22 protein-coding genes are annotated in these 24,421 nt (G+C 35.7%); all 22 read right to left on the reverse strand.

Features of this window, described 5'->3' with window-relative positions:
* Positions 1-9: 9 nt before the first annotated feature.
* Complete coding sequence (locus NST00_RS02470) at positions 10-777, reverse strand: type III pantothenate kinase (protein ID WP_340709610.1); 768 nt, start codon at positions 775-777, stop codon at positions 10-12.
* A 126-nt stretch (positions 778-903) separates the two neighbouring features.
* Positions 904-2,955: an ATP-dependent zinc metalloprotease FtsH gene (gene ftsH, locus NST00_RS02475; RefSeq protein ID WP_016838832.1), complete on the reverse strand. Its 2,052-nt coding sequence runs from the start codon at positions 2,953-2,955 to the stop codon at positions 904-906.
* Between the two features lie 134 nt (positions 2,956-3,089).
* The gene (gene hpt / locus NST00_RS02480; protein WP_016838833.1) at positions 3,090-3,632 is read right to left on the reverse strand and encodes a hypoxanthine phosphoribosyltransferase; all 543 of its coding nucleotides are present in this window, start codon (positions 3,630-3,632) and stop codon (positions 3,090-3,092) included.
* 121 nt (positions 3,633-3,753) lie between these two features.
* Complete coding sequence (tilS, locus tag NST00_RS02485) at positions 3,754-5,163, reverse strand: tRNA lysidine(34) synthetase TilS (protein WP_340709611.1); 1,410 nt, start codon at positions 5,161-5,163, stop codon at positions 3,754-3,756.
* Between the two features lie 22 nt (positions 5,164-5,185).
* Entirely contained in the window at positions 5,186-7,567 is a 2,382-nt protein-coding gene (locus NST00_RS02490) for a SpoIIE family protein phosphatase (protein ID WP_340709612.1), read from the reverse strand.
* 526 nt (positions 7,568-8,093) lie between these two features.
* Entirely contained in the window at positions 8,094-8,519 is a 426-nt protein-coding gene (locus NST00_RS02495; protein ID WP_016838836.1) for a S1 domain-containing RNA-binding protein, read from the reverse strand.
* A 227-nt stretch (positions 8,520-8,746) separates the two neighbouring features.
* Positions 8,747-9,169 (reverse strand): FtsB family cell division protein, encoded by a 423-nt coding sequence (locus NST00_RS02500; RefSeq protein ID WP_016838837.1) that lies wholly within the window; start codon positions 9,167-9,169, stop codon positions 8,747-8,749.
* Positions 9,170-9,216: 47 nt separating this feature from the next.
* On the reverse strand, positions 9,217-9,711 hold the full coding sequence (gene yabQ, locus NST00_RS02505; RefSeq protein WP_162129925.1) for a spore cortex biosynthesis protein YabQ: 495 nt from the start codon (positions 9,709-9,711) through the stop codon (positions 9,217-9,219).
* Positions 9,708-10,007 carry a sporulation protein YabP gene (gene yabP, locus NST00_RS02510; protein WP_016838839.1) on the reverse strand — a complete coding sequence of 100 codons (300 nt, stop codon included), beginning with the start codon at positions 10,005-10,007 and terminating at the stop codon, positions 9,708-9,710. Before yabP ends, yabQ begins: the two co-directional genes overlap by 4 nt.
* 112 nt (positions 10,008-10,119) lie before the next feature.
* Complete coding sequence (locus tag NST00_RS02515; RefSeq protein ID WP_016838840.1) at positions 10,120-10,410, reverse strand: RNA-binding S4 domain-containing protein; 291 nt, start codon at positions 10,408-10,410, stop codon at positions 10,120-10,122.
* A gap of 3 nt (positions 10,411-10,413) precedes the next feature.
* Entirely contained in the window at positions 10,414-11,871 is a 1,458-nt protein-coding gene (gene mazG, locus NST00_RS02520; RefSeq protein WP_016838841.1) for a nucleoside triphosphate pyrophosphohydrolase, read from the reverse strand.
* An 8-nt stretch (positions 11,872-11,879) separates the two neighbouring features.
* Positions 11,880-13,493: a putative polysaccharide biosynthesis protein gene (locus NST00_RS02525; RefSeq protein ID WP_340709613.1), complete on the reverse strand. Its 1,614-nt coding sequence runs from the start codon at positions 13,491-13,493 to the stop codon at positions 11,880-11,882.
* A 275-nt stretch (positions 13,494-13,768) separates the two neighbouring features.
* Complete coding sequence (spoVT, locus tag NST00_RS02530) at positions 13,769-14,305, reverse strand: stage V sporulation protein T (protein ID WP_016838843.1); 537 nt, start codon at positions 14,303-14,305, stop codon at positions 13,769-13,771.
* Positions 14,306-14,533: 228 nt separating this feature from the next.
* Positions 14,534-18,067, reverse strand: coding sequence for a transcription-repair coupling factor (gene mfd, locus NST00_RS02535; RefSeq protein ID WP_168412550.1), 3,534 nt, complete (start codon positions 18,065-18,067; stop codon positions 14,534-14,536).
* A 140-nt stretch (positions 18,068-18,207) separates the two neighbouring features.
* Entirely contained in the window at positions 18,208-18,435 is a 228-nt protein-coding gene (locus NST00_RS02540; protein ID WP_016838845.1) for an anti-sigma-F factor Fin, read from the reverse strand.
* A 93-nt stretch (positions 18,436-18,528) separates the two neighbouring features.
* Complete coding sequence (gene pth, locus NST00_RS02545; RefSeq protein WP_016838846.1) at positions 18,529-19,086, reverse strand: aminoacyl-tRNA hydrolase; 558 nt, start codon at positions 19,084-19,086, stop codon at positions 18,529-18,531.
* Between the two features lie 209 nt (positions 19,087-19,295).
* Positions 19,296-19,919, reverse strand: coding sequence for a 50S ribosomal protein L25/general stress protein Ctc (locus NST00_RS02550; RefSeq protein ID WP_016838847.1), 624 nt, complete (start codon positions 19,917-19,919; stop codon positions 19,296-19,298).
* Positions 19,920-20,109: 190 nt separating this feature from the next.
* Positions 20,110-21,069, reverse strand: coding sequence for a ribose-phosphate diphosphokinase (locus tag NST00_RS02555; RefSeq protein WP_016838848.1), 960 nt, complete (start codon positions 21,067-21,069; stop codon positions 20,110-20,112).
* Between the two features lie 14 nt (positions 21,070-21,083).
* A complete protein-coding gene (gene glmU, locus NST00_RS02560; RefSeq protein WP_096549927.1) occupies positions 21,084-22,448 on the reverse strand; it encodes a bifunctional UDP-N-acetylglucosamine diphosphorylase/glucosamine-1-phosphate N-acetyltransferase GlmU in 1,365 nt (454 codons plus the stop codon).
* 255 nt (positions 22,449-22,703) lie between these two features.
* Complete coding sequence (spoVG, locus tag NST00_RS02565; protein ID WP_016838850.1) at positions 22,704-23,012, reverse strand: septation regulator SpoVG; 309 nt, start codon at positions 23,010-23,012, stop codon at positions 22,704-22,706.
* Between the two features lie 197 nt (positions 23,013-23,209).
* A complete protein-coding gene (locus NST00_RS02570; RefSeq protein ID WP_016838851.1) occupies positions 23,210-23,584 on the reverse strand; it encodes a RidA family protein in 375 nt (124 codons plus the stop codon).
* Positions 23,584-24,411 carry a pur operon repressor gene (purR, locus tag NST00_RS02575; RefSeq protein WP_016838852.1) on the reverse strand — a complete coding sequence of 276 codons (828 nt, stop codon included), beginning with the start codon at positions 24,409-24,411 and terminating at the stop codon, positions 23,584-23,586. The genes NST00_RS02570 and purR overlap by 1 nt, the downstream gene beginning before the upstream one ends.
* Between the last annotated feature and the right edge of the window lie 10 nt (positions 24,412-24,421).

Genomic DNA, 24,421 nt, shown 5'->3' on the forward strand with positions numbered 1-24,421 from the left:
TTCCTCTCTTTAATGATTTCTTTTATAAATGATATATAAACCTTTTAAAGTTAAAAACTTGTCTACTACATCAATAAGTTTTGTCTCATTTGAAAAAAATTCTGCAAGACCTCCAGTTGCAATAACTAAAGGTTCAATCTTACTTTGCTCTTTCATACGGCTTACAATTCCCTCAACCATGCCAATAAAGCCATAAAAAACTCCCGATTGAATGGAGGTGATTGTATTTTTTCCGATAATGTCAAACGGCTTTGTAATTTCTACTCGTGGCAATTTGGATGCCTTTGTAAATAGTGCATCCAAAGAAATCCTTACGCCAGGAGTTATGGCCCCTCCCATATAATGCCCTTTCTCATTTATGTAACTAAAAGTAATAGCCGTCCCAAAGTCTACTACAATAAGCGGCCTTGTGCCATATTCATGTACGGCAGCAACTGCATTGACAATTCGGTCTGTACCCACTTCCCGCGGATTATCACAAGCGATGTTTAATCCTGTTTTGATGCCAGGCCCTACGACAAGGGGTTTAATGTGAAAATAATTTCGGCACATTTCTTCTAATACATACATAATAGGAGGAACAACGGAAGAAATAATAATGCCACGAATATCGCTAAAGGCGATTCCAGCATAGTTAAAAAAGGCATATAAATGCATTGCATATTCATCGGAAGTTTTATTTTTCTCCGTCTCCATTTTCAAATGATGAATCAATTGCTCATCTTGATAAACTCCTACAGAAATTTTTGAGTTTCCTACGTCAATGACTAATATCACTAAAACCACTTCCATTTTCGTTTGATGAAATCATACCATATTGCATGTAGTTACCTCAAAAAGATTAACCTGTAACGAAAAAAGTAGCGTCAGAAAATTTCTGACACTACTTTTATCAAGTATTCATTATTCCTTTTTGCCTTCATTCAAACTATCCGTAGAATTTTCTTTAGGTAAATCATCTGTTGTCGGAGCTTTTTCTTCACCAGCTGCCTCTTGATGAATTTGAGCAGAGCCAGATTTTTCTACAGTAACTTCTTTAGGCTCTTCACTCTCTTTGTTCTCGTCGTCAGCTTGCTTCGGCTCTACTGTTGTGATTTTGATTGTCTCAGCTTCTTCTTCTTCTGTTTTTTCTGGAAGGCATCCGTAATCACGTAAGTGTTCGATTTGCTCAGCATTTAATGTTTCATGCTCCAATAAAGCTTGAGCGATTAAATCTAGCAAATCACGCTTCTCTGTCAATATGCGTTTCGCTCGTTCATATTGCTCATTCACAATTTTTTGCATTTCTTTATCGATTTCAAAAGCGATGGCTTCTGAGTAATTTTGGTCTGTATTAAAATCTCGACCTAAAAATACATTTCCACCTTGTGATGATCCAAATTGAAGTTGGCCAAGCTTTTCGCTCATACCAAACTCTGTAACCATTCGGCGAGCAATATTCGTTACTTTTTGGAAGTCGTTATGAGCACCAGTGGATACTTCTCCTAATACAATTTCCTCTGCCGCGCGACCACCAAGCAAACCAGTAATGCGATCAAGCAATTCTTCTTTCGTTTGGAAGAAACGTTCTTCTTTCGGAAGCATGATAGCATAACCGCCCGCTTGGCCTCGCGGAACAATGGTTACTTTATGAACTTTTTCAGCAGAATCAAGCGTTAAACCGATGACAACGTGACCTGCTTCGTGATATGCAACGAGTTTTTTCTCTTTTGGTGTATAAGTACGGCTCGTTTTCGCTGGACCGGCAATCACTCGGTCACTTGCTTCATCGATATCATCCATATAAATTTTTCGTTTCCCTTTACGTGTAGCAACTAAGGCTGCTTCATTTAATAAGTTTTCTAAATCTGCACCAGCAAAACCTGGAGTTCTTTGGGCAACAGCTTTTAAATCTACTTCTTCCGCCAATCGTTTATTGCGCGCATGAACTTTCAGAATCGCTTCTCGACCTTTTACATCTGGGTATCCAACAGTAATTTGTCGGTCAAAGCGACCAGGACGTAATAAAGCTTTATCTAAAATATCTGGTCGGTTTGTAGCAGCGATAATGATAATTCCTTCATTTACACCAAAACCGTCCATTTCAACTAGCAATTGATTCAATGTTTGTTCACGCTCATCGTGACCTCCGCCAAGACCCGCACCACGTTGTCGTCCAACCGCATCAATCTCATCAATAAAGATAATACATGGCGCGTTTTTCTTCGCATTTTCAAATAAGTCACGAACGCGGGACGCACCGACACCGACAAACATTTCTACGAAGTCGGAACCGGAAATAGAGAAGAAAGGAACACCAGCTTCTCCAGCAACAGCCCTAGCAAGCAATGTTTTACCAGTACCTGGAGGACCTACTAATAAAATACCTTTCGGAATACGTGCCCCCATTTCTGTAAACTTGCGATGGTCTTTTAAGAATTCCACTACTTCTACCAATTCGGCCTTCTCTTCATCTGCCCCTGCAACGTCATCAAAGCGAACTTTTTTCTTTTCAGAATCATAAAGTTTCGCTTTACTTTTACCGAAGTTCATCACTTTATTGCCTCCGCCTTGAGTTTGACTCAAGAGGAAGAAGAATAAAATGATAATGATAATGAATGGAATGATTCCCGTGAAGAATTGAACCCATGCGCTCGATTCAGGGGCTGGTATAAAACTTATTTTCGAATTTTTAATTGCATTGTCTATCTTCTCCATCAGCGCCGGGTTGTTTTGAGGAAGGTTTACAGTGAAAGTTTGTTCTTCATTTCCTGTTAACTCACCTTCACCAACTAGAACACCCGCATCTGGCTGAATATTTAACGATTTTATTTTCCCTGTCTCTAAAGCATTAATAAACTCATCATACGTTAATTCCTTTGAAGGCGTTGCACCTCCATTAAAGGTACCGAAAATACCTATCACCACAAGAAAAATTAACAAATAAAGTATGGTGTATCGAAATATTCGATTCATCCCCAGCCTCCTCACAACTTAACACAAAAACTATAAGTAAAATCTTAACATACCATTATTTCATCATACAATGAAAAGCACTGATAATGTAGCCTTTTTACATTTTTGTCGTTATTTATACAAAAATACTTACATTAAAAGGAATAAACTTCACTTTTTAATATACCAATATATGGTAGGTTTCGGTATTTTTCTGCATAGTCTAAACCATAACCTACGACAAATCCATCTGGAACTTCAAAACCAACAATATCAGCTTTTAAGTCCACTTTACGGCCAGACGGTTTATCTAATAATGTAACAATTTTAATGGAATTTGCTTTTCGATATTTAAATAAGTCTACTAAATAACTTAGTGTTAAGCCGCTATCTATGATATCTTCGATGATAATGACATCCCGACCTTCTACACTCGTATTTAAATCTTTTAATATTTTTACCTCTCCTGAAGAAACGGTTGCATTTCCATAGCTTGAAACATCCATAAAGTCTATTTCAATATATGATTCAAAACGTTTTATTAAATCTGCCATAAAAGGTACTGCACCTTTTAATACGCCGATTGCTAATGGAAACTTATCTTTATATTCTTCCGTTAACTGGGCGCCAATTTCTGCGATTCTTTCTTGAATTTGTTCTTCAGTAATTAGTATTTTTTCGATATCCTTTTCGATCATAATGTAATGTTCCTCCTAAACAGCGTTGAAAAATTATTTGTTAAATAATTATTTAATTGATGGCAAAATTCTCTTTACATGAATTATAGCCATTTTTAAAAAATATTTTATAAAATTTACCTTATTTGTTGTAAGGAACTTTTTCAACTATCATTACCATATTATCATCAATTCTTTTTGTTCTTGAAAATTGATGATTAGCCCGAACACCTAATACCGATAAAATTTCTTCATTTGAATCTACAAGTATTGGCCAATCGTCTCTTTCAATTAAAGGGATTTTTTCATCAATAAAAAGGCGGGATAATCGTTTCGGCGCTTGCATTCCGTTTAACTGAATTCGATCACCTACTTTTCGCTTCCGAACCTTAAGAGGAAAAGCAATTGCGTTGGAATTGAAATAATATGCGGCTATATCATTTTGTTGGCAGCCCGTTTCATCAGAGAGTTTTCCTATGTATAAACGAAAACCATTTAAAACGTTCCATTCCCCAATTTTGATTTGTTGAATATAGTCTTCTTCATTATTGGATGTTTGATATTTAAAGAATGCAATGTCGCCATAACTTCTATTTGCAATAATTTGGTTTGGTAAATGAATTGTTGCGTTCCCTTCTTGGGACTTACATAATTCCAAAATCTTACTATAAATAGCGTAACTTTGGTTGTCTGAAGGTTGATAAAGATAGTTTAATAGTATTAAAATGATTCTTCTTTGTAAAGCAAGTGGCTCTTTTTGAAATGGACGAATATGTAGTACAAAACGATCATCCATTTTTTCTACAACTGAGGAAAAGCGTTTTTTTGCGAGTTCAAGTAAAAATTCGTCATCTTGTTGCAAATTTTCCGCTAATTGAACCGCATGAATTGCCACCTGTTTATTTTCGTTTTTTAACAATGGAATAATATGATGTCGGAATCGATTTCGAGTATAATCATCTTTCATATTGCTCGCGTCTTCTCGGAAGGAGCCGCCTTTTTCCTGTAAATAATTTGTTATTTCTTCTTTTGTAACCACTAAAAAAGGACGGATTATAGCGCCAACCGAAAACGCTCGTTTTGCGGAAATGCCTTTGAACCCATTGACGTTTCCGGATCTTGCAAGAGACATCAGCATAGTTTCCAACTGATCATCCGCATGATGAGCTGTCACTAGCTTATTGATGTTGTATTGTTTCATGATGTTTGCAAAAAATGCATACCGCTCTCTGCGACAAATCGCTTGAGAATTCCCTCCCTCTTTTTCCAACAAATCTGGAATGGGGATGCTTGTGCTAAAAATCGGAATCCCATGTTCTCTGCAAAACTGTTCCACAAATAGCCGATCTTCATACGAAACTTTCCCTCTCAACATATGGTCCACATGAGCAACATATAAATCAACTTTACATTGTTCTTGTAATTGAATAAAAAAATGAAGCAATGCCATAGAATCAACGCCACCAGAACAAGCGATGAGAAGACGGTCTCCCGCTTCAACTAATTGTTGTTCTGCTATAAAATTTTGCACTTTTTTCTCAAAAGTTACCATCTTCTCACCTCATTTCCTCTAATTAACTAACCGGTCTAAAAACAGCCCATTTTGGCACCACATGTGAAACATTAAAAATAATTACCGTGCAGTCATCTTCCACTTCATACTGGCTTTGATAACTGTCCATCACATCATATAGAAGCGCTTCAATCGGCATTCCAACCCTGATTTTTGACTTTAATAATTTAACAAAATTACGTTCCTGTTCGTCCCAATCATATTTACTAGAGAACAAACCATCGGAAACCATTACGACATAATCATCAGCTAGCAAATTGACTTTTTCCGTTTCAATGGAGAATACAGGCATGAACCCTACAGGTGCTGATGATCCTTCCACTTTCATTAGCTGCTCTCCGCGCAAAATATAAGTAGACATGCTACCTGCTTTCCAAGACCATAATTCACCCTTTTGTAAATCAACTAATGCAAAATCTATCGTCGCATACATATCAACTTCACGGTTTAGACTAAGGACATAATGCAATGTATGCATAGCAGTCTCTGGATTCATATTATAGCTTAAACATTCCCTCATTAACCTTACCAATCTTCTACTTTCCCGCTTTGCTTCTCGACTTTGACCCATGCCATCCGACAACATTATGGCTACTAATCCCGGATGAATGTGGAAAATGGCATGAGAATCCCCTGACACAACATTAGAGTTTTTCGCTCTACTATATATATCATACTGAATTTTATAGCGAACTGCAGAGCGAAATCTCACTTGAAAATGAGCAAATGGTGCCTTATGATTCGATATTCGATCCACTTGGAACGGTTCAGCAAAGACTTCATATAGAACTGGTAAAATGATTCGTTCACATAATAAATATAAATCGTCTCGAGTATGGTTGTTAATAAAGGAACAAACAATCACACGTTCCCCCAACGTATTATTTAAAACATCAATTTGAAAACAATCAATGTTTGCGCGTTTAAATTCATGGCTTAATTCTTCCTCAATCGTCTTAAATGAAAGCGTCTCGTTTTTCATATCTTCCATCAATTTATTCAAATGATTACTCAAGTCCCTCAATTGCAAAGCAATCATCTTTTTCCCATGATAGAATTGCCCATTCATTTTATCGTTATACAGCTGATAATCAAGTTCTTCCAACAATTTTGACGATTTTACGCATTTTGTTCGAATTTGTTCTTCCGCAAGCATTTGTTCTTTTTCACTTAATCCCGATTTCGCTAGGAACCATCTTCGAATATTTTCATCCATTCCAATATTTTTTTCTCCCCAGCATCTATCATATCGAAAACAACTCATACAAGTGGCACAAGGCTCAATCTTTCGAATTTCACTCACATTCTCAGTTGACGTAAAGCGCTCAAAAACTAATTCTTTCATAAACAAAACAAAACGTTGAAACGTCTCTAACTTTTCCGTTGTATGTTCCGTTAGCCATTCCTGCCTTTTAAGCAATACTTCATCTCGTTTTGGACGAATGATATTTTCCAAAAAGTTTAGCATTTTTTCTGGCAATAATAAAAAGACTACACCCGCTATCAAGACCGATACAAAATAAACGCTATCTAGTGGCAACGTTGAATCATAAAAAAAGAAAAAGATGCTGGGTATTAAACTACCTATTACAGCGCCTACTCTTCCAATCCCTTTACACAACCCGCTCGATACGCCCGTTAAAGCATAAACAGCAATCATTCCCGTGAAAGAAAGCTCTGATATTCCTACTAATGCTCCAATAATAGTTGAAACGCTTGAGGCAACCGTTATTCCACCAGTAATGGCAGCAATGCAAATCGATAAATGCAGAACAAATGTAAAAAGTGAAAAATACGATATCGTTAATGAATGCATCCCAGTTAAAACGACCGCTAAAATTACTAACCCCGCTCCTACCCGCTCATAACTCCAGGAAGCAGACCAAAAACGATAAGGTTCAACGAAAAATAGCTTCACAAAGATTGTCATGAAAAAAGCTAATATCATTTCATAATAAACATACAACTGTACTATGAAAGGAGGGATGCCCATATGCAAAATGCTTTGCCATAACAATTGTCCAAAAAAGATGGCAAGGGCCACAGCAATAGCCATAGGGGGCTTCCAATATCGGAACCGAATCAATAATTCGTAAAAACCAAGTTGCAGTAACAAAATCAAACCTTGCCCTAAACTCAAACTCAATGCACCAATTAACCCGCCGATGAACACTGCCCATTTCTCATTTTCATATCTATTTCGCACGATCGCCCATAATGGTAATAAAAAAGGAACAGCCGCTTCAAACATTACCGCTCTTGATAGAAAAAATGCTAACAACATGAAGAATAAATGAAGAATTAGGCTTACCTTTTTAATAGTAAAACGACTGAAATGCTCTTGCCATGACGACTTTTCATTCAGCATTTGGATATTTGACATATTCCATCCCCCTCATCTATATCATTTGTTTCGGTCTATTATATAAAAGAAGGGATGTAAAATTTGTCTAGTACTGTTCTAGTTTAAAAAAATTGTTCGACGAATTACTTAATAACATAACAAATTGTTAATTTAGGCTAGTTTTTGTCGTTTTTTTTCTTAACATTTGATAACTATAAGGAATTTATTTTGGAATTTTATGCTGATAAAATGAAGAAATTTGGGGTTAATTGGAATTCTAAAGGTTCTTGGAGGAAATAAACTCTTACTCAAATAAGATTGAAAACTACAATTAAGTATTTTTATAAACTAATCCAATTCCATATAATTTTCACAAACTAACTTTCTATAATAAATTTGTTTCGCAACTACAAGTAAAACACTACCAATTAAATAAAAAAAAGTCGACTATTGACGGAATATAGTCGACCCATTTTAACGAATAACCGATTTTGTTATCTGTATTTTGACATTTTCATTGTAAAAAAGATTATTTAAAAATTACTCAATTAAAACAGACAGCAAACTACCCTCTTCTTGCGCCACGTCCACCTCGTTTTGACTCAGTTGCACGTCTTAATGAAGCAAGACGCTCATCACTATCTCTTAAGAATTTCGCCATTTTCTGTTCAAAACTTTCTTTTGATTGGCGTTCGTTTCGTTCATTTGAACGGTTATCACGACGTGGTCTTTGAGGACGTTCAGGTCTTTCAGATTGAGCTTTAGCCTTTCTTATCGATAGGCCAATTTTTCCATCCTCTTCAACATTTAACACTTTCACTTCAACGATATCTCCAACTTTTAGATGATCGTTAATGTCTTTCACGTAGTTATCAGCTACTTCACTAATATGGACAAGGCCCGTCTTACCATCTGGCAGCTCAATAAATGCTCCAAAATTTGTAATTCCTGTGACCTTCCCCTGTAATTTGCTGCCTACTTCAATTGACATAAAAAAAATGCTCCTCCTTAAAATTTAAACGGCTAATAAAATATCGCCAGTAATCATAATTATATAAAATGAGCAAAAAATTTGCTAATGCTCTCTTTTATTATAGCCAACAAAAAAAGAGTGTCAACAAGACAACTCTTTTTCAGCCTGTATTTTTTATTCTCTTCATTTGTTCAACAGTAATTTCTTATTTTTAAATAACGATTTTAATACAGCCTAGAAAAATGTCATTTCTTATTCTTTTTATCTTCTTCATTTTCTTTTTCTTCTTTAGGGATGGTGAAAATGATTTCTCCTTCCTCCGATAAGAAGTATTCTTTACGGGCTAATTTTGCAATATATTCATCATCTTCAAGTTTTTTTATTTGCAACTGTAATAATTCTTGTTCTTTTTTTATTTCTTGAAGTTCTGATAATACCTTTTCTTTTTCAGCTTCTTTTTGCGCTAATCTTTCATTTTGGTTAAAGATCATACTGATTAAACTAATTATGACGACGGATGCGATGACAAAGAATAGAGACAGCCTTCTTCTTAATCGGATTTTTTGCTTCGTCAACTTTTCCATTTGACGATTTGCAGAACGGACATAGTCATTATCTATTTTACGAATATTCATATTCCCATGTCTGTTATTATAATGCTTGGCCACATCCGTCACCTCCTAAATAGTCATTGTATTGTCATTATACTTAGTATTTAACGTTTTTTAAAGATTGCTCTTTTTAAGTTTATAAATTTTCTGTGAAATGGTCTTTTCGCAACCACAAATAGTTTGCAAAAAGGGTTAAATAGTACAATTAAAATTCGAATTACTAGTCTAATAATCCCTTTTATTGTTTTCAGAGTAATTTTTACAATTGCTACTATTGGATTAATAAAAATAATAATAAATACCCTGCCGAGAAACCGGAAAAATGGCTGAAAAAATGATTCATAAAGAAAAATACCTAAAATTTGTGATAATGGGTCTACTAAACGCCACTCTCCACCCTTTATTAAAAAGATAATATAAAAGCTTGCAACACCTAGCAGTGCCCAGACGAAAACCTCAACGATTAATGAAAACTTTCGTAATAATGACTTTGGTGAAAAGGCGCTGATGTAAATTCTTGTTGCATCAATAACCGCGCCAATCATAACGCCACTTATCGTCATTATTACGATACTGAAAAACTGTTCGTTAACTGTCATCCAAATAATTTATGGAGGAAGCCTTTAGTTAACCCATTTTCATCATCATCATATTGAAGGGCTTTTACATTTCCTTCTAGTGTTAATAATCCTTTGTCCACATCTAAATGAACAATGCGCAATTCCTCTCCACGAATAAGCAAATGTCCTTGTGATGTTCTTACGTAAAATTCCTCCTGGTCGAATCTTTCAATTTCCTTTACTGATGTCATGTCCATTCTTTTTCTATTTCTCACTGTCACAAGATGATCTCCAGAAGTAATAGTGTAATTGCTTTCCTGATGTATTTGTGTCATTTATCGTTCCTCCTTTAATGGTTTGTTCTGTTCACTTTATGCGGGAAATAAAAAAAGCATGACAACAAAATAGATGTCATGCTATAAAAAAATATTTTTTCTTCTCTTTTTTTTATTCTTCATCATCGATAAATTCTGGTTCGATTTTTTCTAACTTTTCTTCCTTGATTATGGTAAACATTTTACTTGCATCTTCTTTTCGAACATTCTCTTTAATTTCTTCTATGCGAACAGTGACGATTTTTTGTCCAAAGCGGATCATTAGCTCGTCACCTGCACTTACGTTGGAAGAGGCTTTTGCAACTTTTCCGTTAATTGTAATTCGCCCTTGTTCGGCAACTTCTTTTGCCAAGGTGCGGCGTTTAATTAATCGAGATACTTTTAAAAATTTATCTAATCGCATAACTTACTCCTTTTCTAAATGTTTTGCTTCATTCCAAAATTCATCTAGTTGTTCTAACGTAAAATCTTGAAAATTTTTTCCGCTCTTTCTCACTTGTTCTTCAACAAATCGAAATCTTCTAGCAAATTTTTCATTGGCGTGAACCATTGCTTCTTCAGGGGATATATTATAAAAACGAGCAATATTGACAAGGGTGAACAGAACATCTCCAAATTCGTCCATTATCGATTCATTGTTACCTTTCTCCAGTTCTTCACGGAATTCCTTCCATTCCTCATCGAATTTCGATAAAGCACCACTTGCATCTGGCCAATCAAAGCCTACTGTAGCGGCTTTCTTCTGGTAATTATAAGAAGTTTGCAATGATGAATTTGGTCGATACTCCCCTTTTAATAAAGATTCTTTTTGTTCACCTTTCTCTTGCTTTTTAATTTCTTCCCAATTCAATACAACTTCATCTGCATCTTTCACTGAAAGATCGCCGAATACGTGCGGATGACGACGAATCATTTTTTCAGAAATGCTTTCCAACACTTCTTCTAAATTAAAATAGCCTTCATCTTCTCCAATTTGAGCATGCAAGAAAACTTGCAATAAAATATCCCCAAGTTCTTCTACCATGCCAAAATCATCTTTTTCATCAACCGCTGCTAGGAATTCATGAGTCTCCTCAATTAAATATTTTTTTAAACTTTCATGAGTTTGTTTTCGGTCCCATGGACAGCCATTCGGTCCGCGCAATGTAGCAATAATGTTTCTAAAAGTAGTCCAGTCTTTTAAAGCGTCTAGATGACTTTTTACTGGCGGAACATAAATAGTCGTTAAATTATTCAATTCCATCGCTTGATCCAATTCATAAAGCGGAATCGTTTTAATCAGTTCATTACTAGATCCTGCACCAGTAACAACGGTAATTGGATAATCATCCCGATATTTTTCCATTAGTGTTAATTTCACTTCGGATGCGCTAAATTGGTCATACACTTGAGCTATCAGTACATGGGAACGCATGTTAACGTCATGAATGGAGAAGTTTGTCCCATCTAGCAACTGAAACCCTTCAATAGGATCGATTTTTAGGGCAGCAAATATCGGATCTAAAAAACTTTGTCCTCCTTCAATTGCTAATTGAACTTTTCCTTCTCTTTCAGCTTCAATTAACAATTGTACTGTTTGCTCAGCCACTAAAGGATGGCCAGGTACTGCGTATACAATAGGTTCTGACTGCGCAGCTTCTAATAAATGTTCAACAATCTCTTGATAAACCGGTAGAAACGTATCATGTTTTTCATACACTTGATCAAAACTTTCAAATTGGATTCCTTCGTCTTGCAACACACGCAACACAGGGTGTTCCATTGTACGAACAAAAACTTTTTTTGCTTCTTTTAATTTTTTATAAATACCAATTGGTAATTGTTCATAATCCGATACACCGAGCCCCATGATTGTTATATGCATTTTTCCACCTACTTTCTTTTATTTAACAAAAGCTGATAAACAGCCATTCTCCGGCCAAAAGGGATTAAAAACCACTCTTTTTCGGAAAGCATACGAGATTTTGCTACAAACGTCAAAAATACAAAAGCTCCTGTAGCAATTAAGATTGTTCCGAAACATACTGCTTCTACTCTACTGTTAGCAAATATACCACTCTTCATTTGGAGGAACCCATCTAATAAGAAAACAGAAAAAGTCATTACGGTGCTTGCGCCGATTAATTTTATGTAATAGTTAAGAGGAGCCAATTGAATGAACGTTAATTTTTTTAAATAAAGGATAAGTAAAGTTGCAGCGATAAATAGCACTGCGCTGCTCGTAACTGCAGAACCTAAAACGTTCATGAAAGGTACAAGAGCCATATTGCCGATTAATTTAAAACAAATAGCACCTGCTAAAATGAAAAATGGCACTTTTAATTTCCCCATGCCCTGTAAGATGGCTGTGAAAGTCAAAATAATCGATAACGGTATAATTTGTAGTACATAAACGGTTAATACGTTTTGAAGCGAATTCGTTTCAAATAACATTTCGTTCACATAAGGCATCACAATTATTAATCCTAATGAAGAAGCTACTCCAAAAAGTAGGGCTGTTCGATATGTTAACTGAATAAAAGGTTTTGCTCCTCTTCCTGTATTTTTTTTGGACTGAACAGCTACTAGCGGAACAATAGCAATTGATAAAGAAGAGGCGATCAAGATGCCCAATTGCACAAGTGGTTGGCCACGATCATAAATCCCTTTCGTTTCTTTTGCAAGTTGCGAGTCAATTCCATTTTCAATCATTAACGAATAAACAGTAAACGAATCAATTAATTGAAAACTTAAGAGCAATAAACTGCTCATACTTATACTTAAACTTAATAAAGTCGCTTCTTTCACAATCGGCCATTTCTTTACTGCACTCTTCGTTTTTTGGAAAGGAAAGGAAGGAAATGTTTTCTTGGCATAATATAACAACAATAGAACCCCTGCTACTTCCCCTATGACGGTTCCTAACACTGCCATATTGCCCGCTAAGTAAAGAGACCCAGAAGTAAACATCACAAAAATGGCACCAGCTAAAATAGTCGTAACTCGAATGAGTTGCTCAAATACTTGGGCATTGGCTACTGGGGCCATCTCGCCTTGGGATTGAAAAGTTCCCTTCAGTATTGCAAGTAGCGGCATAAACAATGTAACAAAGGAACCTGTTCTTAGAAGTGGAGATAACTGTTCATCTCCCATCAATATTGCTAATAAATCGGCTCCTAAAAATAGGAACGAAAAAAAGAATAACGATAATGCTACTAAATATAAAAATACCGTTTGGGAAATAATGTACTTTTTCCATTCAGCATTAGGAGATAATTCCGCATCGGCCAACATTTTAGAAATCGCTACAGCGAATCCCCCTGAAGTCCATACAACGAAAAATGATATAAAAGGATATACTTGTTGATAAATATAAAAACCCGCATCTCCCACTAAATTTTGAAAGGGCACTCGATAAAAGGCGCTCAATATTTTTACGATAATCGCTGATATAGTTAGTAATAAAGCGCCTTTCATATATCCTTTCATTCCAAATGAATTTGACATACCTTATCCTCTTTCCTTATCTACATAATAGAAAGTATACCAAAGAGTCGTTTAAATAAAAAAATCTACTTTCTTCCCACTTGTACATAACTTCTACCAAAATATTATTTGGTAATCGAATCTCCTAACTGGGCCAATCAATGTATTTCTTAAAACCATATATTGAAGCAGTAAACATATGCTATTCACGGTACAATTCCCTATGTTGCATGTTGTGTTACTTTCCTAAACAATGAAAAAACGCCTCTTATAGAAAGAGACGTTTTCCTTCTGATTTAGTTTTCCATTTGCTTTGCTAAGAAGTGTGCCGCTGTTTCCGCTGCTTTTTGTTCCACTTCGCTTAGGAAATGAACTTTAGATAGCAAATATACCGCCCCAATTGTATCACCATTTGCAACGATTGGAGCTACACAATAAGATTTCACTTGCTCAAATTGTCCTGGTACTAATTCAATTGTTGTTTCATTCTTTTCCATCACAACAGAGCGCTGTTTCATAAAATCCTCTGCAAAAGTTGAAAGTCGACGATTTGTGTAATCCTTCTTAGATAATCCTGCAACAGCGATCATTTCATCTCGATCGCTTATTAATGCTGGAGTTCCAATTGTTTCATACAAGGATTCTACGTATTCTTTTGCAAACTCGCCTAAGTCATTTATCGGTGAATATTTTTTTAGAATAACTTCACCTTCTCTATCCGTATAAATTTCCAAAGGGTCTCCTTCACGAATGCGCATTGTTCTGCGAATTTCTTTTGGTATTACAACACGACCTAAATCATCGATACGACGTACTATTCCTGTTGCTTTCATCTATGCTGCCTCGCTTTCTGAATCGTATTATTTCACAGATAGTATGTTTACTCTTTAGGCAAAGTATGCAAAAAATACATTGAGAGGATTTTGTTTTTATTTCGTCGAAAATTTGTAAAATTAATATGTCCAAAAAATTTTAAAAATATAACAATAATTGAAAACATTAAACAACAATGAAGGAATAAAAAGACCCAAAATATAATATTTGGGTCATTTCTTACAGTCTTATTTTGCCTCTTGTTCCACTACATTATTCTTCCTTGCCTTATAAACAATTTCAACGACTTGTTCCAATACATCAAGCGGTTCATATTTTCCACATTTTTTTTCATCAATTGTTAGAGTCAATATCGGTCCATCCATACTAAATCCAACTGCTCGATCAAATTTCATTGTTTCCGTTACTACAACAGAGCCATCCACATTTTTTGTGCCTTCTTCTGAAAACACAATTGAAATGACTTTTTGTTTTTCTTTGATTGACACAATACCTGAATGTGTAGCCCACGCCTTAATTCGAGCTATGCGCAACAGCTTCTCTGTTTCAGGAGGCATATCCCCAAATCGGTCGTGTAATTCTTCCAGAATTTCATGGTAATCTTCCGGATTTTCCATCGCTTTAATCCGTTTATACATTTGAATTTTCTGATACCCATCAGGAATATACCGATCAGGTATATACGCGTCAACATGAAGAATCACTTCGACTTCTTCTTTCTCTTCACGCTTCACTCCTTTTTGTTCAGCAATCGCTTCTTCTAATAATTGAGTATATAAGTCAAATCCTACGGTATCGATAAAACCATGCTGCTGTGCACCTAGTAAATTCCCTGCACCACGAATGGAAAGGTCGCGCATTGCAATTTTAAAACCGGATCCTAATTCCGTAAATTCTTTAATGGCTTGAAGTCGTTGTTCTGCAACTTCGTTTAGCACTTTATCACGTTGATACATGAAATATGCATATGCTACTCGGTTTGATCTTCCTACACGGCCACGCAATTGATAAAGCTGAGAAAGCCCCATCTTATCAGCATCTTGGACAATGAGCGTATTTACGTTTGGCATATCAACGCCCGTTTCAATAATCGTAGTAGTCACAAGCACATCAAATTCGCCATTTAAGAAGCTAAGAATCACTGACTCCAGTTGGGCCTCAGTCATTTTTCCATGCGCATAACCAATTCGAGCTTCCGGCACGAGCATTTGAATTTCTTCTACTTTTTTCGTCATATCCTCTACACGATTATATAAATAGAAAGTCTGACCTCCTCGTGCCATCTCCCTTTCAATGGCTTCTCGCACTAACGCACCATTATATTCCATCACATACGTTTGAACTGGGAAACGATTTTGCGGAGGTGTTTCAATAACAGAGAGATCTCTTACACCAACCATTGACATATGGAGGGTTCTTGGAATCGGAGTCGCTGTTAATGTCAACACATCCACGTTCGTCTTTAACTGTTTAATTTTTTCCTTATGGGTAACGCCAAATCGTTGTTCCTCATCGACTATCAATAATCCTAAATCTTTAAACGTTACATCTTTAGAAAGAAGCCGATGAGTACCGATGACGATATCCACCGTTCCATCTTTTAGTCCTTTAATAGTTTCCAATTGTTCCTTTCGAGTGCGGAATCGGCTTAATAAGCCCACTTTAATTGCATAATCCTGAAATCTTGTGCTAAAGGTTTCATAATGTTGTTGTGCTAATATGGTCGTTGGCACAAGAAACGCCACTTGCTTACCGTCCATAATCGCTTTAAAAGCTGCACGAATTGCCACTTCCGTTTTACCGTATCCCACATCACCGCAAACGAGCCGGTCCATTGGTCGTTCCCGTTCCATATCCCGCTTTACTTCAAGAATTGTACGAAGCTGATCCTCAGTCTCTTCATAAGGGAAAGCACTTTCAAATTCACGTTGTTCATCTGTATCAGGCGAAAAAGCAAACCCCTTTTCTGATTCCCGTTTTGCGTATAGTTTAATTAATTCTTCTGCTATATCTTTAACAGCAGATGAAACTTTTGCTTTCGCTTTTTTCCATTCTGTACCGCCCAGTTTATGAAGTTTTGGTTCCTTCCCTTCTGAAGAAACATACTTTTGAATTAAATCAATTTGATCAACTGGTACATATAATTTATCATCACCGCGGTAACGAATATGAAGATAATCTTTATGTGTTCCGTTCACTTCAAGAGTTTGAATACCAATATATTTTCCGATTCCGTGATGAACATGAACAACATAGTCGCCCGGTTTTATCTCTGTATAGCTTTTAATCCGTTCAGCATTGGTCATCTTTTGAGAACGAGTTTTTTTCCGTTTAGCTTGCTGTTTAAATAATTCATCATCTGTCACTACTGCTAAACGTTGCAATGGCAATTCAAATCCTGAACTAAGCTGTCCATCAATTAAGAAAATTCCTTCTCCCTTTGGATGTCCAATGGTGACATCAATCTTGTAATCTTCTAAAATATTTTTGATTTTTTCTAATCGACGTTCTCCATCAGCGACAAATAGCACAGTAAATTTTTCTCGATTCCAGCGTTCAATTTCACTTTGTAAGAGCGGTATTTGTCCGTGAAATTGTTGCATTGGTTTGCAGGAAAAATTCGTCGTTTGGTCAAACCGAATACCGGTAAAGTTGCGAGTAAACAATGTAAGATATATTTTTTGCAGATCCAACATAGAGAAAATTTCTTTAAAGGAGTAAGAAGGTTGAACATCATGAACCATTTTTCCTTCTTCTATTAATGATATGAACCACTCTTCTTCTTCCCGCTCCCATGCTCCTGTCACTTCTTGAATTCGACCAAGCTCATCGAATAAGATAATGCCATCTTTTGAAAAATAATCTCCTAAAAATGCTGGTTGTTCATATAATAATGATCCATATTTCGTCACATGATTAGGTAAATTCCCTTGTTTCAACATTTCAATATCGTACTTGATATTTTCATATAATGCTTCTTGAACTTCCTGTTTTTTGACCTTTTTTATACTTCTTGAAAGAGCTTTTTCTAAACGCTCTGCCAATTGAATGCGCTGGTCTAACGTCAACAGCAACTCAATGGCCGGCAAAATACGACACGACTCTAGCTTTTTAACGGAACGTTGATCGTCTGCAGAAAATTCACGGATGGAATCTACTTCGGTATCAAAAAGTTCAATACGAAATGGTGACTCTGCATAGGGTGGATAGATATCTAGTATTCCTCCACGCAATGCAAACTCACCTGGTGTTGTTACCATTTGGCTTCGTGTATATCCCATTTCTACTAATTTCGAAAGCCATTGGTCTATATCTATTTCTTGACCGACATGTACTTCTAAAAGGTTATGTTTCCATTGTTCCACTGGCGTCATATATTTACGCATACCTGCAATAGGAATAACGTAAATCGCTACTTCTTCTCTTATTAAGTGATCCAATGTAGAAATCCGTCCTGCTCTTAATTCAGGAGATGCTATCGTCATGTCTGCTGCAATAAATTCATCTGCAGGATAATAATGAACATATCCTTCTCCTACAAGGGATGTTAAATCGTCTACTAACTTTTGCGCTTGCAATAAATTAGGAGATAAAATATAAACTGGTCGTTTTAATTCATTAAAAAGCGCATTAATAAAAACTGCACGTGCACTTCCAGTTAACCCTGTAATTAATTGAGATTTAAACGTTTGTTCTTTCAATTGGTTGATTAGCATGTTTATATGTTTATCTTGAGAGAATAATTGAGTTATAACTCCCATTGTAGAAACCTCCTTCCAACTAAGGCACTCGTTATGTAGCCATTCTATAAATCAACCGAAACATTACGTTTATTTCGTTTACTGCAAATTTACAATATATTGGAAAAAGCCTTGGACAATTTTCGTCCAAAGCGTTATTTTTATTGAATCCATTTTTTTAAAGCATAATAATCAGGAAATTGTCGTAACGATTCCTCACAATGTTCACAAATACAGTGTACTGTCGTTACTCCAAGTTCATCTTTTTCGATAAATTCTTCTATTTCGCCAACTTCGAATAAATGAAGCTTGCGTATTGTTTCTTCTTCATTAAAAGGTAATGTACCCAATTCGGTATCGCAATATCTACAACGGTAACGAACAGTCATACTGGATCCTCCTTAACGAGCTTCGGTATATATTCCAAGTATAGACTGTTCGATTATCAATTATGCACTGTAATTTATTTAAACAATTTTTGCTTAATTAAATTCATTCATTACATCAATGAATTTTTTAGACAATGATGCCTCACAGGCTTGGACCACTTTTTCAATTGCTTGTTCAATAACAGGCTCTTCTTCCTTAGAAAACTTTGAAAGGACATAATCAGGGACTTTCATGCCAGCCGGCGGTCTGCTAATACCGACACGAATGCGTTTAAATTCCTGCGTTCCAATATGCTGAATAAGCGATTTAATGCCGTTATGCCCTCCAGCACTTCCTTTTTGCCGAAGCCGAAGTTTACCTGTCTCCAAGTCTAAATCGTCGTAAATAACAATTATATCTTCAACATCTATATCAAAGTAATCCATGATTGGTCGAACACATTCACCAGATAAGTTCATGTACGTTAGCGGTTTCAACAACATTACTTTTCCTTCAGGTCGATGGACAACTGTATACATACCTTTAAACTTTGATTCACTTAATGTCACATTCCATTTTTCTGCTAACGCATCTATACACATAAATCCAATATTATGTCGAGTACGATCATAATTTTTGCCTGGATTACCTAAGCCTATTATTAGTTTCATGAAACCATTCCTTTTTATCCTAATTCGCTGCGCTTATTTTATCACATAATATAAAAAAAAGTGTTAAATAAAGACACTAAGTATGTAAACTTTCTATCATTCCTCTTACATTGTTTATGCTAATACCCATGCTATCATCAAATCTAAAGCCTATCTGAACACAATAAGAAAAGGGTTGTCCAAGTCAGATACTTAGACAACCCAATGGTTTATGCTTGAGATTCAGGAGCTTCTGTAGCCTTCATATCTTGATTATCATTATCTCCTTGTCCTGCATCGCGAGCAGTTGCTGGAGAAGTGACTGTAAATACTGTTACGTCATCACCTTCAATAATATTGAAATTGAGCCTTTCTCTAAGATCACTTACAAAAAGTGTATCTCCAATCCCTAATTCCGATACATCCACTTCGATTTTCTCTGGAAGTTCAGCGGGCTTCACTTTTATTTTTAATGTACTTAGAATTTGGGTTAGTACTCCGCCTTCTTTTACACCAATCGCTTCTCCAACTGCATGGATTGGTACATCAACTTCAACTTCCTCATCCATGTTTACTGACAAAAAATCAACATGGAGTACTTGTCCTTTTAACGGGCATCTTTGCACTTCATTAATGAGTGCTTTTAGTTTTTTCCCTTCTACCTCAATATCGAAAATACTTGTACTTCCTCTTTTTTGAACTTCTTTTGCTACCTCTTTATAATCGATTGCAATTGGCGTATTTTCAATATTATAGCCATAAATGACAGCAGGTAATTTTCCTCCTTTTCTAAGTTGGGTAAGCTCTGAACGTACACCAGTCTTACGTACTGACGCTTGTAATACTGTGCTCACGATTTCAACCCCTCCATTAGAAAATTATGGACTACCTAATTTCTATTATAGTCCATTTTCTGAAAGTTTCCATAAATCTCACATCGCAATAAAGTATGTGTTCTTTTTCATTCTGTCCAAATTGCTAAAATTTTAAAAAAAAAATGTAGACAAAATCTTATCTGATTTTGTCTACATTTTATTTCAAGCATTAATCAAATAATGTACTTACAGATTTGTTTTCATAGATGCGGGAAATTGCTTCCGCCATTAATGGTGCAACAGATAATTGAGTAATTTTTGAAATCATTTTTTCCTCTGGTAATTTAATTGTATTTGTAACAACTAATTCTTTAATAACAGAGTTTTGAATTCGTTCGATTGCTGGACCTGATAACACAGGATGTGAACAGCAAGCATATACTTCTTTTGCTCCGTTTTCTAGCAATGCATTCGCACCAATTGTAATCGTTCCAGCAGTATCAATAATATCATCAATTAAAATACAAATTTTTCCTTCAACGTTACCAACGATGTTCATTACTTCTGCCACATTTGGTTTTGGTCTACGTTTATCAATAATGGCAATCGGCGCTTTTAAGCGTTCAGCCATTTTTCGAGCTCTTGTCACTCCACCGTGGTCTGGAGAAACGACTACAACTTCATCTTCAGCAAAGTTTTTAGATTTAAAGTAATCGGATAATAGCGGAACGGCCATTAAATGGTCAATTAAAATATCAAAGAACCCTTGGATTTGAGGAGCGTGTAGATCCAACACAATTACACGTGTTGCACCAGCAGTTTCCAATAAATTCGCTACTAGTTTTGCAGTGATTGGTTCACGAGCTTTTGCTTTACGATCTTGTCGAGCATAACCATAATAAGGAATCACTACATTGACTGTGCGTGCAGATGCTCGTTTTACTGCATCGATCATAATTAAAAGTTCCATTAAATGTTCATTTACTGGATGAGAAGTTGATTGAACGATAAACACGTCACAACCGCGAATACTTTCTTCAATATTAATTTGAACTTCTCCATCACTAAAGTGTTTTACAGAACATTTCCCTAACTCAACACCCATTAGCTCAGCAATTTCTTGTGCTAGCGGATAATTTGAATTAAGCGAAAATATTTTTAATTTAGAATCAGCGTATGAATACGGCATGATGGCCTCCTAATTTATTTTAATTTTTTTGCGTAATCTATTTTATTTTCTTGTCGAGCACGTGCAATTGCTAATGAATCTTTCGGAACTTCTTTTGTAATTGTAGATCCAGCAGCAATGAATGATCCTGTTCTCAATGTCACAGGCGCTACTAAATTAGCATTGCATCCTACGAAGACATTATCCTCGATAATTGTTTTATGTTTATTTTTTCCATCATAGTTAACGGTAATGGAACCGCAACCTATATTAACATTTTTCCCAACTTCAGCGTCACCTATATAACTTAGATGCGATACTTTAGATTCATCTCCAATTTTGCTTTTCTTCACTTCCACAAAGTTACCAATCTTCACATGATTGCCTAACTCTGCTTCAGGTCTTAAATGAGCAAATGGTCCAACAGAAGTATCTTCCCCTATTACACTTTGTTGCACTACTGAATGTTTAACAACAGTACGATTACCAATTGTGCTATCATTAATTTGGCTATTCGGTCCGATTACACAATCTTCTCCAATCACTGTTTTCCCTTCAATTACAACACCAGGATAGATGATTGTATCTCGACCAATTTCAGCATCAATACTAATATGTGTCATGGAAGGGTTAATAATTGTTACTCCATTCGCCATATGTTTTTTATTGATGCGTTCACGCATAATTTCTTCAGCTTGAGATAAGGCAATTCGATCATTTACGCCAAGCGTTTCATTGAAATCTTCACAAACGTAAGCGGTAACAATTTCGCCTTTCTGTTTTAAAATTTCAATGACATCTGGCAAATAATATTCTCCTTGTGCATTATTATTATTCACTAATTTTAATGCTTCAAATAACGCCTTGTTATCAAAACAGTAAGTTCCAGTGTTGATTTCTTTTTCCAAACGTTGTTCTGGTGTCGCATCTTTGTGTTCTACAATTTGAGCCACTTGACCTTGATCATCACGAATTACTCGACCATATCCTGTAGGATCATCTGCAATTGCAGTAAGAATTGTTGCTTTTGCATTTTGAGCAACGTGATGTTCAAATAACGCCTTCATTGTTTCCGGGCGAATCAAAGGTGTATCTCCACAAACAACTAAGGTTACGCCCTCTAAATCACCTAATATTGATTCAGCCTGCATTACGGCATGGGCTGTTCCAAGTTGCTCTGACTGAAGTACGTATTCAGATTTTTCGCCAAGTTGTTCTTTTACTTTATCTGCACCATGACCTACAATTGTTACAATACGATTAACATCTAAAGTTAATATATTGTCAACAACATGTTCGACCATTGGCTTACCACATACGGGATGTAATACTTTGTATAATTTGGACTTCATGCGAGTTCCTTGGCCTGCAGCCAGCACGATCGCAAAAATGTCATTCATCCTAAGTCCCCCAATTTTAGCTCATGTTCTCTTATGACTATATAGTAATTTTGTTCGATTTTCAAGGCATTGAAAGGTTGTCAAGACATCTTATCTCCCTCTCTATTATATTTTTTTTACATCTGTTTTCATATTATTTTTTTTTAGAAAGTTTATGAAAGTGTTCATTCATGCTAATCTTGTACACATTAATTCCTTTACAAGCACACAAAAAAACGTCCCAAAAGTAAATAACTTACTTTTGAGACGCTTTTTTTATGCGTTTGCTTTTTCTAATTGAGATTCTTCGTTTTGAATTTCTACTTTTTCTTCACCGGCAGCATGATAAGCAGCTAACACAACGTCTTGAATTTTATTGCGTGTGTTAGAATTAATTGGATGCGCTATATCACGGAATTCACCATCCGGTGTTCTTTTGCTTGGCATAGCCACAAAAAGACCGTTATTCCCATCAATCACTCGAATATCATGAACAACAAACTCATCATCTAGTGTGATGGAAGCAATTGCACGCATACGCCCATCTGTTTGTACACGTTTTAGTCTTACGTCAGTAACTTCCATTCTTTCACTCCTCTCTTTCCTCTAGGATGCCTTTAAGTTTTTACAATTCTACAAAACTTAAAAAATTCCTTCTAACTTTTTGAAAAATTTTCAAATAATTTTTAAGTGTTTTATATTTTTGTAAATAGACGTTTTTCATAATAAATAATTGAAAAAAATAAAGCGATGAATTCACCCTTGAATTCATCGCTTATTATTTATTCAAATACTGCAATTACTTCGATTTCTACTTTCACATCTTTTGGTAGTCTAGCAACTTCTACTGCTGAGCGAGCCGGTTTATGATCGCCAAAATTCGCTTCATAAACTTCATTCATCGCAGCAAAATCGTTCATATCGCTTAAGAATACAGTTGTTTTTACTACATTTTTTAATGATAATCCTGCAGCTTCAAGTACAGCCTTTAAATTTTTAAACACTTGGTTTGTTTGTGCAACAATATCTCCTTCAACTAATTCACCTTCAGGAGTTAATGGGATTTGACCAGAACTAAAGAAAAATCCATTTGCAATTATTCCTTGGGAGTAAGGTCCAATCGCTTGAGGAGCATTTGTAGTAGATACTGATTTCATTATAATCTCTCCTTTGAAAAATAATTTCCTTCGCTTAATTGAATCGTTCTCTCTTTTTCATTGACCGAATGAAGTTTTACTAAAGAATAATAATCATCTACTAAAGTTTCACCTGCATGTTCAGCTTCGACTAGAACAGCAATGCCTCCTAGAGTACAATCAAATTCCTCTAGCAAGTTTTTCATGCCATTCATCGTTCCGCCAACCTTCATAAAATCATCCGTAATCAAAACTCGTTGACCACTTTTCATACTACGCTTTGATAATACCATTGTTTGGATTCTTCTGGAAGAACCTGATACGTAGTTGATGCTTACTGTTGAACCTTCTGTTACTTTACTATCCCTGCGCACGACAACAACCGGCACATTTAAATGTCTAGCAATCGAATGAGCTATAGAAATTCCTTTCGTTGCAACTGTCATAATAGCATCGATTTGTTGGTCTTTAAAAATACTTGCAAACACTTTTCCTACACGATTCATTAATTCTGGATTTCCCAATAAATCGGTCATAAATAAATAACCACCAGGGAGTAAGCGATCTGATTTGCTTAATTCAGATATTAATATTTGTATGGTTTCTCGAACTTCATCATCCGATACAGTAGGAATATATTTAACTCCCCCACTCGCCCCAGGAACAGTGACTAATTCTCCAATACCTCTTTCTTCAAAAGTTCCTTTCACAATTGCTAAGTCTTCACTTATTGATGATTTAGCAGAATTATATAACTCAGCAAAATAGGTTAGTGGAATGAGTTGATGTGGATGCTCTAATAAATAATGTGTCATATCAACCAAGCGTTCACTACGCTTCCATTTCATGCAACCCTCT

Source organism: Ureibacillus sp. FSL K6-0165 (assembly GCF_038004285.1).
Lineage (GTDB): Bacteria > Bacillota > Bacilli > Bacillales_A > Planococcaceae > Ureibacillus > Ureibacillus thermosphaericus.